Source organism: Pseudoxanthomonas sp. 3HH-4 (genome assembly GCF_006716465.1).
Lineage (GTDB): Bacteria > Pseudomonadota > Gammaproteobacteria > Xanthomonadales > Xanthomonadaceae > Pseudoxanthomonas_A.
Window position 1 is genome coordinate 391,844 of the sequence record NZ_VFPB01000001.1, and the last position, 17,341, is coordinate 409,184.

Sequence of the window (17,341 nt, forward strand, 5' to 3'; positions counted from 1 at the left end):
TCCGCATCGGGACCAGGTCGCACCATGGCGGGCCTGTCGCGCGCGCGGGCGGTGCCGGACCCGCCCTTCACCAGCACGCCGGTGGGCACGTTCAACGAGCCCTGGGCGATGACGTTCCTGCCCGATGGCCGCCTGCTGGTGACGGAGAAGTCCGGCAAGTTGCGACTGGCCAATGTCGCCACGGGCCAGGTCGGCGAAATCATCGGCGTGCCCACCGTCGCGTACGGGGGACAGGGCGGATTCGGTGACGTGCTGCCGCATCCACGTTTCGCCGACAACCGGCTGGTCTACCTCAGCTATGCCGAAGCCGGCAGCGGCGGCACGCGCGGCGCCGCGGTGGCGCGTGCAACGCTGGTGCTGGATGCCAGCGGCAATGGCGGCAGCCTGTCCAACCTGCAGGTGGTGTGGCGGCAGTTGCCGAAGGTCAGCGGCGACGCGCACTACGGACACCGGCTTGCCTTCGGTGCGGATGGCAAGCTGTGGATCACGTCCAGCGACCGCCAGGCGATGGCACCTGCACAGGACCTGCAGTCGTCGCTCGGAAAGCTGATCCGCCTCAACGACGACGGCAGCGTGCCGCCGGACAATCCGTTCGCCGCGCAGGGCGGTATCGCTGCGCAGGTGTGGACGCTCGGGCATCGCAACCTGCTGGGCATCGCCTTCGACGGCAGTGGCCGTTTGTGGACCCACGAGATGGGTCCGGCGGGCGGCGACGAACTCAACCTGATCGAGCGCGGCAGCAACTACGGTTGGCCGGTGGTCTCCAATGGCGACCATTACGGCGGCACGCCGATTCCCGATCACCCGACACGCCCGGAGTTCAATGCGCCGGAGGCGTGGTGGACACCGGTGATCGCGCCGGCGGGCTTCGTCATCTACTCGGGCAATCTGTTCCCGTGGTACCGCGGGAAGGGCTTCATTGGCGGGCTCGCCTCGCAGGCGCTGATCGAGATCGAGTTCGACGGCACGCAGGCGCGCGAGGCGCGTCGCTATCCGATGGGCCGCCGCATCCGCGAGGTCGAACAGGGGCCCGATGGCGCGCTGTGGCTGCTGGAAGACGGCAGTGGTGGCCGCCTGTTGAAGCTGACGCCCAATCGCAGCTGATCAGCGCGTGCTTCCCAGCGCTTGCTGCTGGCGCTGGTGACGGATGTCCAGGTGGAGGCTGTAGGCGGCGGTGAAGGCCGGCAGCAGGTTCTGCAGCACGCCTACCGCATCCTGCTTGGACGAGAACAGGAAGTAGCTCAGCGCCATCAGGCTGCCGCACAGGCTCATGTACCAGAACAGGCGCGGGATCACCGGACGGCGTGCGCGCCGCGATGCGATGAACTGGACCAGCCAGCGCGCGCCGAACAGGGCCGCGCCGGTCAGGCCGATAAGTTTCCACGGCGTCATGTGCAGGCCGGTCCAGCCCAGCCAGACGATTTCCTGGTCCATCATGCTCACGGTTTCCGTCCTGCGTTGACCTCGCTGACCGCAGTCACGTGACTGCGATGGATCAGCCAGGACACGCCCATCAGGTCGCGGATGCCGACCAGTGCACGCCCCAGGTTGGTGTACTTCGACTGCCCGGACCCGCGTGGACGATGCGACACCGGCACGCTGACCGTCATCCAGCCCGCGCGTTGCATGAGCGCGGGCAGGTAACGGTGCATGTGGTCGAAATAGGGAAGCTCGAGGAATGCCGCACGCTCGAACAGCTTGATGCCGCAGCCGGTGTCGGGTGTGTCGTCATGCAGGAGCCACTGGCGGATGCGGTTGGCCCAGCGCGACGCCCAGCGCTTGCTGCTGGTGTCTTTGCGATCCACCCGCCAGCCCGCGTAGAGCCGGGTCTGCGGGTTGCCCGCCTCGCGTGCCGCCAGCAGCTTGAGGATGTCGCCGGGATCGTTCTGGCCGTCACCGTCGAGAGTGACGATCCACGGCGACAGCGCATGCTTCACGCCGGTGCGGACGGCGGCGCTCTGGCCGCTGCGGCGGTGATGCACCACCACGCGCAACTCCGGCACTTCGGCCTTCAGTGCCGTGAGCACATCACGGGTGTCGTCTTCGGACTGGTCGTCCACGCAGACGATGTCGAATGCGATACGGCCACGCAGGTGCTGGACCACTTCGTGAACCAGTGGCCCGATGTTGCCGGCCTCGTTGAAGACAGGGATGACGACGGAAAGATTTGTCATGGCAGTGCTCGTCTCGACCATGTCAGCGTGCGCTCCTGCAGGTCAGGAAAATGTCGTAGTCCGGCCGATACAGCGATGTCTTCACGTCGGTGAGTCCCAGTACGGTGTGGAAAAGCTGGTCATGGCTGGCCTGCCTGCCCGTGCGGTCGCGCAGGCACTGCGGATCCAGGTGCGTGGATTGCCGCCACGAGGGCGAGAACCACGCGACCATCGGCACGTCGAGCTGCTCGCGTGGCGCGATGGCATAGGGCATGCCGTGCAGGTAGAGGCCTTTCTCGCCCAGCGATTCGCCGTGGTCGGAGACGTAGAGCAGGGCCGTGTCGTAGCCCGGGAGCGTCGACAGGCGATCGATCGCGCCCGCCAGCACGTGATCCGTGTAGGCGAGTGCGTTGTCGTATGCGTTGACGATGTGCGCACGGCTGCAGCGCCCCAGGTCCGAGGTCTCACAGACGGGCGTGAAGCGACGGAAAGCAGGAGGATAGCGTTCGAAGTAGGTCGGGCCGTGGTTGCCCAGCATGTGCAGGACGATCACCTGGTCGCCCTTGTTGCGCGCGACGGTTTCTTCCAGCCCTTCAAGCAGGATGCCGTCGAAGCAGCGCGTCCCGTCGCAGAGTGCGGGGTCCTTGCGTGCATGCAGGTCTTCGACCGGCAGTCCGGTGCAGACGCCCTTGCAACCGGACTGGTTCTCGCGCCACACCGTGGCCACGCCCGCGCGCTGCAGGACGTGCAGCAACGACTGGTGGCTGCGGATCGCCTTTTCGTCGTAGTTTTCGCGCCCCCACGGGGAAAACATGCAGGGCAGCGAGACCTCGGTGCTGCTTCCGCATGCAGTGACATGCGGGAAGTTCAGGACGCCGCGTGCCGCCAGTTCCGGCGTGGTCTGGCGCGCGTAACCGTTGAGGCCCCAATTGGCGGCACGCGCGGTCTCGCCCACTACCAGCACCAGCAGGCGCGGCCGCCGCATCGTGGCGGCAGGCGACTGCACGGCGTCCTCCCCGATGGGAAGTTGGGTATGGGTGCGACCGGGCGGGTCTTCGCTGACCACCTTCGTCAGCGATACAAGTACGTTGGCGGGCGTGACGAGGTAGCGCACTTCGCGCTGGTTGCGCAGGAAGGCGGTAAGCGGCTGCAGGGAAGGCAGCACGCCGACCAGCCCGACCAGGACCATGCCGAGGAGGAAGATGATGCGCGCCAGCACTGCGCGTGCAACCCCGCGCGGCCGCAGGCGCACGCGCCACACCACGAACAGAGGCGGCACCGCCGCCAGCAATGGCAGCAGCGCATCCGGGCCGGCGAGGTCGGTGGCTTCGCGCCAGTCGGTGTGCAGGACGTTGCGGACCATGTCGGCGTCGATGTAGATGCCGTACGCCGCCATGTAATGCCCCGCCAGCGCCGCGACCACCACCAGCAATGACAGCGCCACGCGCGCGGTGCGGCCCCAAACCAACAGCGACAGCCAGATCCCGTGCACCGCGGTGACCAGCAGGAACAACGACAGCGTCCAGGTTCCCTGTGCCCATGGCTGCGGGGATGCCGCCCGCCAGAACACCCCGTTCGCGAACAGGCTGAAGTAAAGGCAGGCCGCCAGGATCAGTGTTTCCGTGCCGACCAGCGGGCGGACCGCCAGCGCGGCACGCAACCGTTGCCAACGAGAGGGAATGCCTGCGTGATCGAGCACCGAAACGCTCATGCGCATGCCTCCGTCGTCACCGGGTCGCGTCGCGCGCCGAGTCCCTCGACGGCACAGGCGATGGTCCAGCACACCGCCAGGCTGGCGACGTCGTGCGACAGGAAGTGCGCACCGCGCAGCTGCTGCGCCAGGCCGAAGACGCCACCTGCCAGCAGCCCGATCGCAAGCCCTGCATGCCGCCACCGGGGCGCGACGTGCAGGAAGAAGAAGTACAACGCCACCCAGGCGTAGCCGCTGGCGGCATGCGCGGCGGGAAAGCAGGCGGCGTGGCCCAACGAAACCGGGCGCGGTGCCAGCAGCGGCACGTAGGCGCGCTGGCCGCCCAATCCCGCCAGATCCCACGGGCAATCCACCTGCGTGACCGCCTTCAACAGGGCCACGCATGCGGTGGACGCGAGCAGTGCCAGCAGCAGGCGGTTGGCAGGGCGCGTCCATGTGGCCGATGCAGGCTTCGCCCAGTGCACCAGGGTGGCGGCCAGCAAGCCAAGCCAAGCCAGCAGGCTTGCGGTGCGGCCGCCGCGATGCAGGACGGTTTCCAGCAACACGCTGCGCTTCAGCGACCACGCATCGCCTTCCCAATGGAACAGCCAACCCGCCCATGGCATGTCGATGCGGCACGCCAGCAGCCACGCGATCAGCAGCAGGGGTAAGGAAAGCAGCGCGAGGTGCGGCCAGGAACCTGCCGTCGAAGGAGAGCGCGGAAGCGATGGAACGGGCATGCGGATGTGGCGGCAGGAAAGTGCACGCATGCTCGTGGCCGCGATGTCGTAGCGCGGTCGGACAGTCGTCGGAACCGCGTTAAATCACCTGCGAACGATTCCCGCCTGCACGCAGCGTTGCTTCGGGTTCAGTCTTCGCTGACGTTCGCCGACCAGTCGGCCGGCACATCGCAGCCATCGATCCATGCTTCGCCTGGCGCGAGGATCCAGTCGCGCCGATTGGACGCACCGATGTCGACCACCTTTGCCGGATCCAGGCACGGGCCTATGGCTTCGCTGCGGAGGAACAGCCAGCGCTTCGCCGGTGCTTCCAGCAGCCACGCGTGCGCGTGCTGCCACTGGTCCGCCCAGGGTTGCTTGAAGCCGAAGTCGGTCACGGGCCGGTCCGCCTGCAGCAGATGCTGTTCGCGCCAGCCCAGCATGGCCAGTTCGGCATCCGGACCGATCCGCTCGCCGACGCGCTGCATCAGCGCCTTGGCCGAACTGTCCGGACTGAGCGCCGGCATGAAGCCCATGCCATACGCCGTCCACAGGGCGGCCGTCACGGCGACCAGCGCCACCGCCACATGCCGTCGCGCGACGACCATGGCAGCGATGGCCACGACGGCGAATCCGAGCAGCCACCGGCTCAACTGCGCGACCGTCGCCATGTCCATGCCGCGGCCGTCGAGCAGTGCGTGCAGGCGCTCGGGAGGTGCCGTCGAAAGCCATGTGCCCAGCACGCCTGCGACCAATGTCAGCACGGCCATGTACGACCACAGCGTTGCGCGTACCGCGCGTCGTCGCAGCAGGCCCGGGAGCAGCGGTGCCGCTGCCACCGCCAATGCCGGCAGCATCGGGAAGATGTAGACCTCGCGCTTGCCCGGACTGGCGCTGAAGAACACCAGCACCAGCGCCGCCCAACCCAGCAGCAGGACATGGCGCGCATCTGGCCGGCGCACGCGTCGCCACCACGCGGGCAACAGCCACGGCGCCAGCAGTACGCCGGGCAGCCACAGCGTCAGCATCGCTTGCAGGTAGTACCACGCCGGCTTCACGTGATGCCATGCATTGGCATAGCGCGTGCCGGTCTGCTTGAACAGCATTTCGCGCGCATACGCCTGCAGCGCCGGGTCGCTCGACGACAAGGCCGTGGCCAGCATCGGCAACAGCCAGGTGCCCGCACCCAGCAGGAAGCCCGCAACGCCTGCGAGCACATGGACGCCACGCTGTGCGGGCAGCGTCCGGGGTGATTTCCAGCGCACCCAGAGCCACGGCAGGAACACCAGCAGCGGCAGGAAGCCGACTCCCTTGGTCACCGTGCCCAGGCCGGCGGCGAACGTGCCGAGCGCCAGCAGCCACGGACTCGGCTTCTCCAGCAGATAGCGCAGCAACGCCCACAGCGACAGCGTGGTCATGGCCACCAGCACCATGTCGATCTGCGCACGCTTGGCCTGCAGGGCGAACTGCAGGCAGACGAAGAGGCCGAAGACGGCGTAGGGCATCGCGCGCCGGCCCCACAGGCGGCGTGCCAGGTCACCGGACAGCCAGAGCGTCAGCAGTGCGGCCAGCAGCGAGGGCAGCAGGAACGCCACCTGCCAGTCCCGCACCAGCAGGTAGCTGGCGGCCTGCAGCCACATGAACGTCGGCGGCTTCTCGGCGTACAGCTCCACGCCACGGTGCGGGAACAGCCACTGGCCGGTCTCCACCATCGTCCGCGCAGCCAGCACGAAGCGCGGTTCGTCCGCCGGCATCGGTTCGCGCATGCCCAAGCCTGCCAGCAATGCCCAGACCAACAGGGCGTAAAGCAGTGGCATCTGCCAGTGGGGCGTTTGTCGAAGACGCGTAGAGTGCATCGGCGGAACCGGGCGATCTGCAAGGGGCCGCGCGATAGTGGATCATGGGGCGTGAGAGAACCGTCGGAATTCCGACGGCACTTCGACGTCCGGCCTGCGATGCTGCCGGTCCTTCCCCTGCTGGCGCGGACCTTGCCGATGCGGCTGCTGGTCATCGAAGACAACCGGAACCTGGTGGCGAACCTGTTCGACTACTTCGAGGCGCGCGGCCATACCCTGGACGCGGCGCCCGATGGCGTGACCGGCCTGCACCTGGCCAGCACCCAAGCCTATGACGCTATCGTGCTGGACTGGATGCTGCCACGCCTGGAAGGCCCGGAGGTGCTGCGCCGGCTGCGCGAGGAACACGCATCCGACATCCCGGTCATCATGCTGACGGCACGTGACGAGCTGCCCGACAAGATCGCCGGTTTCCGCGCGGGCGCCGACGACTACCTGACCAAGCCGTTCGCGCTGCCGGAACTCGAAGTGCGGCTCGAGGCGTTGATGGCGCGGATGCATGGCCGGCAGCGGCGCAAGGTGCTGGAAGTGCACGACCTCAAGCTCGACCTCGCCACGCTGGAGGCCACCCGCGCCGGGCAGGTGCTGCATCTGTACCCCGCCTGCCGCAAGCTGCTGGAGACACTGATGCAGGCCAGTCCCGCCGCCGTCACCCGTCAGCAACTGGAGCACGCCCTGTGGGGCGACGATCCACCGGATGGCGACATGCTCCGGTCGCACATCTACGAACTGCGGCGCAGCGTCGATGGTCCGTTTCCGGTCAAGTTGATCCAGACGCTTCCGCGCACCGGCTACCGGTTGGCGGTGCCGCACGAGGCCAAGGACGCATGAAGCGCCACCGTAGCCTGCATGCGGAAATCAGGCGCCTGCTCGGTGGTTATGCGGTACTGCTGGCCGCCATCATCATCCTGGTCTTCGCTGATGATTTCCTCGAGGACTGGGTCTGGAAGTTGCTGCTCCAGCGGGAGATCGTGCACTACGTGCAGCAAAAGGCCGCAGACCCGGGCCACGAATGGCATGACAGCGACGCGATACAGCTCTACAGCGTGCCGGGCCGCCAGCCCCCGCCTGGTCTGTCGATGCTGCCGCAGGGCGTGCACGATGATTTCTGGTTCGGCGGGCGCGAGAACGTGGTGCTGGTCCAGCGTGTACAGGGCGTTGACTACTTCGTCGTGCGCGACATCACCGGGATCGAGACCATCGAGGACGCCCTGCTCCTGGGAGCGCTGGGTCTGGCGTTCGTCGCGCTGGTGATCATAGGGGTGATGGTCGCCCGGGGCGTGCGGACGGCGCTGCGTCCCCTGTCCGACCTGGCGAACGACATTGGCGCGCTTTCTCCCGATCATGCCGGTCAGCGCGTGGTCGTGGCGCATGGCGCCAGCTCCGAGCTGCATGTCATCACCAACGCCCTGAACGATTACCTGCGCCGCCAGGATGACTTCGTCGAGCGCGAGCGTACCTTCATCGACACCGCCAGCCACGAGCTGCGTACACCTATCGCCATCATGGCGGGCGCCAGCGAACTGGCGCTGGAGCAACCGGGCCTGCCGGCGCCGGCACGCCAGCAGGTGCAACGCATCCATCGCACGGCCCGCGACGTGGAACGCCTGATCGCCCTGTTGCTGACGCTGGCCAAGGACCCCGCAAGGTTGTCGCGCAGCAACGAAGTGGTGATGCTGCATGAACTGCTGCCCGACATCATCGACGACCATCGCCACCTGCTGGCGGGCAAGGATCTTTCCGTCGTGGTCGACGAACTGCGGCCATGCACGGTTTCCGCGCCACTGCACATCGTCCAGGCGGCCGTCGGCAACCTGCTGCGCAACGCCATCGAGAACAGCGACCGCGGCGAGATCCATGTCCGCCTCGACGCTGATGCCACCGTCACCCTGCAGGATCCCGGGCACGGCATGACGCCGGAAGACATCAGCCGCATCTACGCACAGCTGGCGCGCGGCGGTAGTCGTGAAGGCGGCGGCATCGGACTGGATCTGTTAGCCCGCCTGTGCGAACACCTGGGCTGGACGCTGTCGATCCAGTCCGCACCGGGGCGCGGCACGATCAGCCGCCTGCGCCTCTCGCGCTGACGGCACGCCTTCACGTGATCGGCGCTAGCATGCGCCGCACCCCGTGCCGGAGATCGCTGATGAAATCGCCCCTGTTGTGCCTCCCCCTGCTGCTTCTGGCGGCATGCAAACCCGAAGGTCCCGCGCCTGTCGATACAGTGCCTGCCGCCACGGTGGCGCCTGCCGCGGCCGTGACGCCCGCGGAGACCGCTCCCGCGCTGGCACCGCCCTCGTTCGATTGCGCCAAGGCCGCGAGCGAGGCGGAGAAGCTGGTCTGCACCGACGCCGAACTGGCCGCGCTCGACCGTCAGCTTGCCGCGCGCTACGCGGAAGCCAAGGACATCGACCCCGCCGTGCAGCGCGGCTGGGTGAAAGGGCGCGACGAATGCTGGAAAGCGGACGATGCGCGCCTGTGCGTGCTGGAGTCCTACAGGACCCGCCTGGTCGAGCTGGCGATCCATGCGCCCGGCCTGGTGGTGCCCAAGGCGGTGGAATACCGCTGCGACGACAACAGCAAGCCGTTCACGATGACCTTCTACAACGACCTCGATCCGCAGGCGGCGGTGATGACCTGGGGCAACGACCAGGCCATCGTGTTCCCGCAACCGGCAGCCAGCGGTGCCAGGTACGGCCGCAGTGGCATCGAGTACTGGGAACACCAGGGCGAAGCCAGCGTGGACTTCTTCGGCAACAAGCTCAGCTGCCGGCCTGTCCCGTGACCATGAGGGAAGGACGCCAAGCGTCCTTCCTCCACGGGCTTCCGACGTTCAGCGAACGCGGCGGTAGCGCACCTCGTTGTGCCGGTCACCCACTTGCGAGGTGACCAGGCCGTCGCGGGACTGGTCGATGTCGAAGGTGGTGTTGCCGACGTTGAGGCGGCCATCGTTGATCCAGCCGTTCACGGTCTGGCCACCGGAACGGGCTTTTGCGCGGCCATCGGAGTCGATGGTCAGGGTCACGTCGCTGTTGTACATCGGGTTGTAGCCTTCGAACGTGCCGATCATCCAGCCCGGGACATACGACGTATGCCGCGGCCCCTGGTAACGGTCGTCGTCGTACTTGTTGTCCTTCTTGTCCGCGTTGGCGGCGATGGCGCCGAGGATGGCCGCGCCGATGAGCACCCCGGCCGCTACCTTGGCATCCTTGTTGCCGTCATGGTGGCCCGAAGAACTTGTGTGCACGCGGAAGGTCGCGCGACAGCCGTCATCCACCCAGATCTCGCGGCGGTTGTAGTCCCAACTGCGGCCCTGGACGCACGAGGTGCTGGACAACTGGCGGTCCAGGGTGACGTAGGCCGACGTGGAGATCGGGCAACTCTGGTAACGGTCGTTGCGGCTTTCGCAGGTGACATAGTCATCGTCGGCCCGGGCTTCGGAGCCCCAGAGGCCGGCGCCGGCCAGACAGAGGTACAGAACGGTGCGCATGCATTCCATGACGGACCCTCGAGTGATGGGATGGCGTGATGCGGCTCCCGTGCCGCGAAGGCGACAATACCCGGGCATACGTGAAATGTGATGCGAGCGGATCAGCCGTTCGTCCGACGGGCCTGCTGCACGGCCGCCACCCGTGCGGCTCGCACGGCGTCGCCGATCTGCGGGCCCGTCATGCCGTCACAGGCCACGTCGCGGGTGCTGACCTGCCGGGCCGCCTGGTGCAGGCGCACCAGTTCCCGGCCCTGCGGATAGTCCGCCTCTGCATGGTCGCCACGTCCGCGTTTGTCCGCCTCGCAGACCGTGGCCAGCCACGGAATGCGTTCGGGACGGCGGAAGGCATCGCAGCGCGTGAGCAGCTCCACGACCGTGGCATCGCGCAGTTCGGCCAGACGATGCACGTTGAGATGCTCGCGACACGCCATCACCGCCAGCTCACGGTAGTCGGCCGGCACCTTCAGGCGCTCGCACAGGGCGAGCACGGGCCTGACACCCGCGTGCTCGTGCCCGATGTGCTTCGGCAGCATGTCGACCGGCGTCAACGCCTTGCCGAGGTCGTGGGTCAGCGCAGCGAACCCGATGCACGCGTCACCGGGCGCAAGGCGCGCGGCCATGTCGCTGACCATTTCCTGGTGCACGCCCGTGTCCACTTCCGGGTGATACTCCGCGCGCTGCGGAACGCCGTACAGTGCATCCACCTCGGGCAGTACCACGGCCAGCGCCCCGCAGGCACGCAGTGTGGAAAGGAAGGCAGAAGGCTTCGTCGACGCCAGCGCGCGCCTGAGTTCCTGCCACACCCGCTCCGGCACCAGCGCGTCGAGCTCGCCACTGGCGACCAGTTCGCGCATCAGTGCCATCGTCTCCGGTGCGATGGTGAAACCCAGCGATGCGAAGCGGGCCATGAATCGTGCCGCACGCAGCACGCGCAGGGGATCTTCGACGAAGGCCTGGCTCACGTGCCGCAGCACGCGCGCGTCGATGTCGCGCGCACCACCGTACGGGTCGATCAGCGTCCCGTCGGCATCCTGCGCGATGGAATTGAGGGTGAAGTCGCGCCGCTGCAGATCGTCTTCCAGCGTCACGGATGGATCGGCATCGACCACGAAGCCACGGTAGCCCCGTCCGCTCTTGCGTTCCGTGCGCGCGAGCGCGTACTCCTCGCCCGTGTCGGGGTGCAGGAACACCGGGAAGTCGCGACCGACCGCCTTGAATCCCTGCGCTTCCATCGCCGCCTGGGTCGCACCGACCACGACCCAGTCGCGATCGCCGGGTGCCAGGCCCAGCAACCGGTCGCGCACCGCGCCGCCGACGAGATAGATCTTCATGCGGGCATGATGCCGGATTGGTGCGTCCTCCGTCTGCTGTCGACCTCTGTAGGAGCGACGTGAGTCGCGATCGGAAAAGCGGAACGATGTGACGCCTGATGGAGCGACTGCCCCTGACTCGCAGCGGAGCATCCGCGCACCTCTGGGCGCAGGGCGCGCGGTCGCGACTGACGTCGCTCCTACAAGGAGCGCAACCGGGCTCAGCTCTTCGGCATCTGCGCCGTCGGGCAGGTGAAGGCTTTCCGCTTGGCCTGCACGCGGCCCATCATCCGGTCGGTCACCGGCAGGGCGGTGCCGTTGAGTCGCCAGTCGTAGATCACGCTGAAGGCGAGCACCCGCGCCACGTATTCGCGGGTCTCCTTGTAGCTGATGGTCTCGATCCAGATGTCGGGGTCGAAGCCCGGCCGCTGCGACTGCCAGCGTGCGGTCGGTGTCGGCCCGGCGTTGTAGGCGGCGATGGCGACGTAGGGCACGCCGTACTTGTCCTCCATCTCGCGCAGGTAAGCGGTGCCGATGGCGATGTTGGTGTCCGAGTCGTACAGGCTCGCCGCGCCCGCATACGGGATGCTCCATCGCTTGGCAACGCCGGCGCCCGTGCCGGGGAGTACCTGCATCAGCCCCATGGCGTTGGCGCCGGAGCGCGCCTTCGGGTTGAAGATGCTTTCGGCGCGGATCTCGGCCGCGACCCAGGCCGGATCGATGTTGTGCCTGGTGGCTTCGCGCTTGATGGTGTCGTCGTGGTGCAACGGGAAGCGAAGCGTATACAGGCGCTGTTCGTCCGGCTGCCTGCCGAGCGAGAACACGGCACGGTCGAACCAGCCGTTGTCGCGCGCCACCTCCACCGCGATACGGCGCTGGGTATCGTCGAAGCGCGACAGCGCCTCGTTCCATTCGGCAGTCGCCCAGCCGGGACGTTCCAGTTGCCAAAGCTCCATCGCGCGGATGATCGCCGGATCGCGCGCGACCAACTGCTTTGCGGTGGCGGGATCATTCGGGATCCAGGCACACAGCGCGTAAGGCTGCTCAAGGCGGTCGGCCGCCAGGAAGCCATGGAACGTGGGGCTGGCGGCGGTTTCCCGGAACAGGCGTTGCGCGCTGGCGCGGTCACCCGTCTTCTCGGACATGCGCGCTTCGAAATAGCGCCAGCGCGAATCCGCGCGCTGTGCAGGCGGCATCTTCTTCAACGCCGCCAGCGCGGCCGGCCAATCGCCCCGCGACAGCGCCTCGCGCACGCGCCATTCGTGCAGACGTTCGTCGTAGGCGGACTCGGGCACGTTGCTCAGCCGGCGCGCGGAATCCGGACCGTAGGAGGCGACCGTCCACAACGCGATCTGGTACAGCACCTGTCCGCGTTCGGATTCGCCCATCCCCAACGCATCGGCATACTGCGGCAACAGGCGCTCGGCGGTGTCGGGATCGCTCTGGGCCAGTCTGGCCAAGCCATGGGCTGCCATCCGCCGGCTGCGCTCGCTCTTCGGCCAGTTCAATGCGCGCGGATGGATGGCGTCGATGAAGGCGGCGTAGTCGGCGGCCTGCGCGGCTTCCTCCGCGGGAAGTCCGCGGGCAGCCGAGCGCATCACGCCGGTCTGGCGTTCTGCGGCGGCTGCCTCGATGCGTTCCCAGCGCAGCGCGGGGGCAAGTCCGCCCTGGCTCGCGAGCAGATTGAAGACCGGATCGCAGCCATCGGGCAGCGACTTCGCGCCCTTGCGCCAGATCGCCTGCGCCTGCGGCGTCCACGCGGCATCGGTGCGGCCGGTGGCCTGGCGTGCCTGCAGGTCCGCGCATTGCAGGGCGAGGTTCGCGGTGGGCTTCCACGCGGCGAGGAAGGTGGGCCACTCCTGACGCCTCGCCAATGCCGCCAGCCACAGGGAACGGAATTGTTCGGCCACGGCCTGACCTTCGTAACGTTTCAGGAAGGCCTGCGCTTGCTGAGTCGACACCGTATCGATCTGGCGGCGCAGCGAGGCGAATTCGACCCAGCCATACAGCGGATGACGGACGATGGCGGATGACGTGGCGCCATCGAGGCGACCGGCTTCCGCTGCTGCGAGCGCGTCGCGGACGACAGGACGTTGGGTGTCGAGCGATTGCGCGCGCGATATCGGCGCGATGCACAGGCCCGCAAGGGCAGCGAGTACGATGACAGGGGGGATGCGAATCATGCCGGGGACTATACCCAAACCGGCTGAACCTCCCTGTAGACGGGCGATGACGAGGTGATGCTTGGATGGTGTGTGGATTTTCCCTGTGCTTGGCGTGCTGGCCGGCATCCTGGCGGGCCTGCTCGGCATAGGGGGCGGTCTGGTGCTGGTGGCCGCGCTCGCATGGATATTGCCCCTGCACGGCATTCCGAAAGAGGCCGCGATGCATGCCGCGCTCGCCAGTTCATTGGCAAGCATCGTGCTGACGGCCACGTCGTCCGCATACGCGCACCATCGTCGCGGCAGTGTGTTGTGGCCCACGGTGGCGTGGATGGTGCCGGGTCTGCTGCTGGGCGGTTGGGTCGGCAGCGGTCTGGCGGTGTACCTGGATGACGACGTGCTGCGCTGGATCGTGGCCGGTTACTGTTTCATCGCAGGTGCGCAGATGCTGCTCGGCGGCAATGCGCACCCCGAAGGGCGTGGCGTACCCGCCCCGCGCGGCGCCGGCATGAGCATGGCAGGCACCGCGATTGGTGCGGTATCGGCGGTGGTCGGCATCGGGGGCGGCAGCATGACGGTGCCGCTGCTGGTGTGGCGCGGCGTGCAGCCGGTGCGCGCGGTCGGCACATCCAGTGCCTGCGGCGTGGCCATCGGTCTCGCGAGTGCAGCGGGTTATGCGCTGCATGCGCCGCCGGGCGCGTTGCCGGCGCATGCGGTGGGTTACATCTATCTGCCAGCCGCGATAGGGGTGGCTGTCGCCTCCGTCCTCGCCGCCCCCTACGGCACGCGACTGGCGCATCGCATCGGCGGCAGGGCGTTGAAGCGGGTGTTCGCCGTCTTCATGGTGGTGATGGGCATTGCGATCATCGCCAGTGGCTGACACCAGGATTTTCTACACGCATTTAGTTGTTAATCATCGTGACGGCTGCGTGTAGAAACTCGATGTAAACCCGTTTATCTCCAGATAATCACCGTTACCTTTTTCAAAACGGTGACTTGTTTCCGTTGTGGGTGTTTTACCGATTCTTTACAACGATGGGCAAGCCGCTTTAGGCATCGGCCGCGCGGCCCAACCCTTCCGGAGAGAGAATCCATGAACGCACGCCGCCACAAACTGGCTTCGGCCATACAACTCGCAGTGCTTCTCGCGTTGCCCGCCACCGTCCTGGCCCAGGAGGCCACCACGCTGGACACGGTCACCGTGACCGGCAGCCGCATCAAGCGCGCCGAGATGGAGGGCCGCGTACCGGTGCAGACGCTGTCGCGCGAAGACATCGAGCGTTCCGGCCTGACCTCCATCGGCGACATCCTGCAGGAACTCACCGGTTCCGGTTCGGCCCTCAACACCAAGTTCAATTCCTCCGGCAACTTCGGTTTCTCCCCCAATGGCGATGGTGTGGGCGCCGGCTCGGCACAGGTGGACCTGCGCAACCTGGGCCCGAAGCGTGTGCTGGTGCTGGTGGACGGGATGCGCTGGGTCAACGAATCGTCGGCGTCCGGTGTTTCCGCGGCAGTCGATCTCAACACCATTCCGCTAGCGCTGGTGGAGCGCATCGAAGTGCTCGAAGACGGCGCGTCGTCGCTGTACGGGTCCGATGCCATAGCCGGTGTGGTCAACATCATCACCCGGCGAAACTTCGATGGCGGGCAGGTCACGCTCAACTATGGCCAGTACGACAAGGGGGACGGCGAGATCACCGGTGCCGACTTCGCGTGGGGCTTCGACACCGAGCGCAGCAACCTGTTCCTGAGCCTGAGCTACACCGAACAGAAGGAAGTCAGCTCGGCGGACCGCTACATCTCCTCCATCCCGATCCAGGGCGGCAGCTCGCGCATCCTCGGTGGCCGCTACGCCTTCACCGATCCGAACGGCAACGAGTACGACCTGTCGGTTAAGCCCGGGCAGACCAACCCGGTCTATACGCCCAACCTGCCTGACTGCGCGTCGGGTGTTGCGCGCACGGACGGGTTCCAGTGCTTCGATTTCGGGCGCGATGCCTTCAACTATGCGCCGTACAACCTGCTCATCACGCCGTCCAAGCGCATGGGCGTGTTCGGCCAGTACCGCTTCTCGCTCACCGAGCAGCTGAATTTCTATGCGAAGGCGCTGTACAACCGTCGCGAATCCACCAACCAGGCGGCACCGGAGCCGATCGATCTCGGACCCGGCGCGGGCACCAGCTACACGGCCGACCTGGTCATACCGGCCAACCATCCCTACAACCCGTTCGGCTTCGATCTGGTGGGTGGGCCCGGCGGCAACATCGGCACCATCCGCCGTCGCCCGCTGGAAGGCGGTCCCCGCATTTTCGAGCAGGAGGTCGATACGCAGTACATCGCGGCCGGGTTCGAAGGTTCCTTCGGCGGCGAACGCCAGTTCTTCTGGGACGTCAACGCGGCCTTCAGCAAGAACGAAGCGGACCAGACCAACCGCGGCAGCTACAACGCGCGCAACATCGCCACGGCCCTGGGCGATCCCGCGGTCTGCGCGGCCACGAACGGATGCACGCCGTTGGATATCTTCGGCTTCGACACCATCACGCCCGCGATGCTTGCCTACATCAGCCCTCTGTTCCGCGACCGCAGCGAGCAGAAGCTGACCCAGGTCACCGCCAATCTGAGCGGCGCGCTGTTCCCGGCGTGGGCGGGTGACGTGGAGTTCGCAGCGGGCGTCGAGTACCGCAAGTACGAAGGCAGCTACAACCCGGATCCGCAGACGGTGGCCGGCGAGTACAACGGCGTGCCGTCGCTGCCGACATCCGGCGAGTACGACGTCAATGAAGCGTACGTGGAATTGAACGTGCCGCTGTACGCGCAACAGGATGGCGCGGGCAAGCTCGACCTGAGCCTGGCCGGCCGCTATTCGGACTACTCGACTTTCGGCGGCGAGTTCACGCCGAAGTATGGCCTGCGCTGGCAGGTGGCCGAGGACCTGGTGCTGCGCGCGACGTATGCGGAAGGGTTCCGCGCGCCCTCGATCGGTGAGCTGTACGGCTCGCAGAGCCGCTTCGATGCCTTGCTCGTCGATCCTTGCCTGGTGCCGCCAAGCGCACCGGCCGGGTCCGTCGCGCCGGTCGCATGCCCCGGCGTGCCGGTGGGCGCACGGCAGAATGATCCGCAGATCCCGGTGCTGACCGGCGGCAACCCGGACCTGCAGCCGGAAACCGCGCGCAGCTTCAGTGCCGGACTGGTGTTCAGTCCTTCGTTCGCGGAAGACGTGGCGTGGTCGGACAAGCTGGACTTCGAAGTGACGTACTACCGGCACAACCTGGAAGGCGCCATCCAGGCCATCGACGCGCAGACACAGCTGGATCTGTGCGCGACCACGCAGGATCCGCAGTACTGCACCGGCATCAACCGGCTGGCATCGGGCGAGATCGATACCTTCGCCAACTTCCTGATCAATCTCGGCTCGATCAAGACGGATGGCTGGGATGCCGACGTGTTCTGGACGTTGCCGGAGAGCTCGATCGGCCGCTTCAAGCTGAGCTGGCAGAACACCATCGTGACCCGTTACGAAGCCCGCGGCGCGGGTGGCCAGTTGCAGCCGCAGGCCCCGGGCATCGTGGTCAACGACACCGCGATCCCCGAGTGGACATCGACCGCGACGCTGGACTGGAAGGTGGGCAACTGGAATGCCGCGTGGAGCATCCGCCACCTGTCCGAGATGGAGGAGGCTTGCCTGGCGGCGGATCCGTCCGAGTTCTGCGACACGCCGACCCGCAACACGCTGGCCGCCACGACTTATCACGACCTGCAACTGGGCTATGAGTTCGAATGGTTCAAGGGACTGCAGCTGACCGGCGGCGTCAACAATGTGTTCGACGAGGACCCGCCGGTGTGCACGTCGTGCTCGCTCAACGGCTATGAAGCCTCGACCTACGACATTCCCGGCGGTCGCTTCTTCTACGTGCGTGCCAACCTGCGGTTCTGAGACATCGCATTGTCTGCAGTACGAAAG

Annotated in this window: 14 protein-coding genes; 6 read left to right on the forward strand and 8 right to left on the reverse strand. The window is 66.9% G+C overall.

Features of this window, described 5'->3' with window-relative positions:
* Positions 1-24: 24 nt before the first annotated feature.
* Positions 25-1,104, forward strand: a complete 1,080-nt coding sequence (locus FB548_RS01760; protein ID WP_255470376.1) for a PQQ-dependent sugar dehydrogenase — start codon at positions 25-27, stop codon at positions 1,102-1,104.
* Here FB548_RS01760 and FB548_RS01765 read toward each other — a convergent pair whose 3' ends face one another.
* The 5 genes from FB548_RS01765 to FB548_RS01785 form a co-directional block, all read right to left on the reverse strand.
* On the reverse strand, positions 1,105-1,437 hold the full coding sequence (locus tag FB548_RS01765) for a lipid-A-disaccharide synthase N-terminal domain-containing protein (protein WP_142124056.1): 333 nt from the start codon (positions 1,435-1,437) through the stop codon (positions 1,105-1,107).
* Positions 1,438-1,439: 2 nt separating this feature from the next.
* The gene (locus tag FB548_RS01770; protein ID WP_142123050.1) at positions 1,440-2,174 is read right to left on the reverse strand and encodes a glycosyltransferase family 2 protein; all 735 of its coding nucleotides are present in this window, start codon (positions 2,172-2,174) and stop codon (positions 1,440-1,442) included.
* A 22-nt stretch (positions 2,175-2,196) separates the two neighbouring features.
* Complete coding sequence (locus FB548_RS01775) at positions 2,197-3,864, reverse strand: phosphoethanolamine--lipid A transferase (protein ID WP_142123051.1); 1,668 nt, start codon at positions 3,862-3,864, stop codon at positions 2,197-2,199.
* Entirely contained in the window at positions 3,861-4,613 is a 753-nt protein-coding gene (locus FB548_RS01780) for a phosphatase PAP2 family protein (RefSeq protein WP_142123052.1), read from the reverse strand. The genes FB548_RS01775 and FB548_RS01780 overlap by 4 nt, the downstream gene beginning before the upstream one ends.
* A 98-nt stretch (positions 4,614-4,711) precedes the next feature.
* Positions 4,712-6,379: a glycosyltransferase family 39 protein gene (locus FB548_RS01785; RefSeq protein ID WP_255470274.1), complete on the reverse strand. Its 1,668-nt coding sequence runs from the start codon at positions 6,377-6,379 to the stop codon at positions 4,712-4,714.
* Between the two features lie 177 nt (positions 6,380-6,556).
* Between FB548_RS01785 and FB548_RS01790 the strand changes: the two genes are divergently transcribed.
* The 3 genes from FB548_RS01790 to FB548_RS01800 are packed head-to-tail and all read left to right on the forward strand — an operon-like array spanning position 6,557 to position 9,203.
* A complete protein-coding gene (locus FB548_RS01790) occupies positions 6,557-7,249 on the forward strand; it encodes a response regulator transcription factor (RefSeq protein ID WP_142124057.1) in 693 nt (230 codons plus the stop codon).
* Positions 7,246-8,505: a HAMP domain-containing sensor histidine kinase gene (locus FB548_RS01795; RefSeq protein WP_142123054.1), complete on the forward strand. Its 1,260-nt coding sequence runs from the start codon at positions 7,246-7,248 to the stop codon at positions 8,503-8,505. The genes FB548_RS01790 and FB548_RS01795 overlap by 4 nt, the downstream gene beginning before the upstream one ends.
* A 59-nt stretch (positions 8,506-8,564) precedes the next feature.
* On the forward strand, positions 8,565-9,203 hold the full coding sequence (locus tag FB548_RS01800; RefSeq protein WP_142123055.1) for an MliC family protein: 639 nt from the start codon (positions 8,565-8,567) through the stop codon (positions 9,201-9,203).
* Positions 9,204-9,251: 48 nt separating this feature from the next.
* On the opposite strand, the gene FB548_RS01805 is transcribed toward FB548_RS01800, so the two are convergent.
* The 3 genes from FB548_RS01805 to FB548_RS01815 form a co-directional block, all read right to left on the reverse strand.
* A complete protein-coding gene (locus FB548_RS01805; RefSeq protein ID WP_142123056.1) occupies positions 9,252-9,908 on the reverse strand; it encodes a DUF3011 domain-containing protein in 657 nt (218 codons plus the stop codon).
* Positions 9,909-10,009: 101 nt separating this feature from the next.
* A complete protein-coding gene (locus FB548_RS01810) occupies positions 10,010-11,239 on the reverse strand; it encodes a multifunctional CCA addition/repair protein (RefSeq protein WP_142123057.1) in 1,230 nt (409 codons plus the stop codon).
* Between the two features lie 200 nt (positions 11,240-11,439).
* Positions 11,440-13,401 carry a transglycosylase SLT domain-containing protein gene (locus FB548_RS01815; RefSeq protein WP_142123058.1) on the reverse strand — a complete coding sequence of 654 codons (1,962 nt, stop codon included), beginning with the start codon at positions 13,399-13,401 and terminating at the stop codon, positions 11,440-11,442.
* A 70-nt stretch (positions 13,402-13,471) separates the two neighbouring features.
* On the opposite strand from FB548_RS01815, the gene FB548_RS01820 reads away from it, so the two are divergent.
* Both FB548_RS01820 and FB548_RS01825 read left to right on the forward strand, forming a co-directional pair.
* Positions 13,472-14,260 (forward strand): sulfite exporter TauE/SafE family protein, encoded by a 789-nt coding sequence (locus tag FB548_RS01820; protein ID WP_142123059.1) that lies wholly within the window; start codon positions 13,472-13,474, stop codon positions 14,258-14,260.
* 213 nt (positions 14,261-14,473) lie between these two features.
* Positions 14,474-17,314 (forward strand): TonB-dependent receptor, encoded by a 2,841-nt coding sequence (locus tag FB548_RS01825; RefSeq protein ID WP_142123060.1) that lies wholly within the window; start codon positions 14,474-14,476, stop codon positions 17,312-17,314.
* Positions 17,315-17,341: the final 27 nt, after the last annotated feature.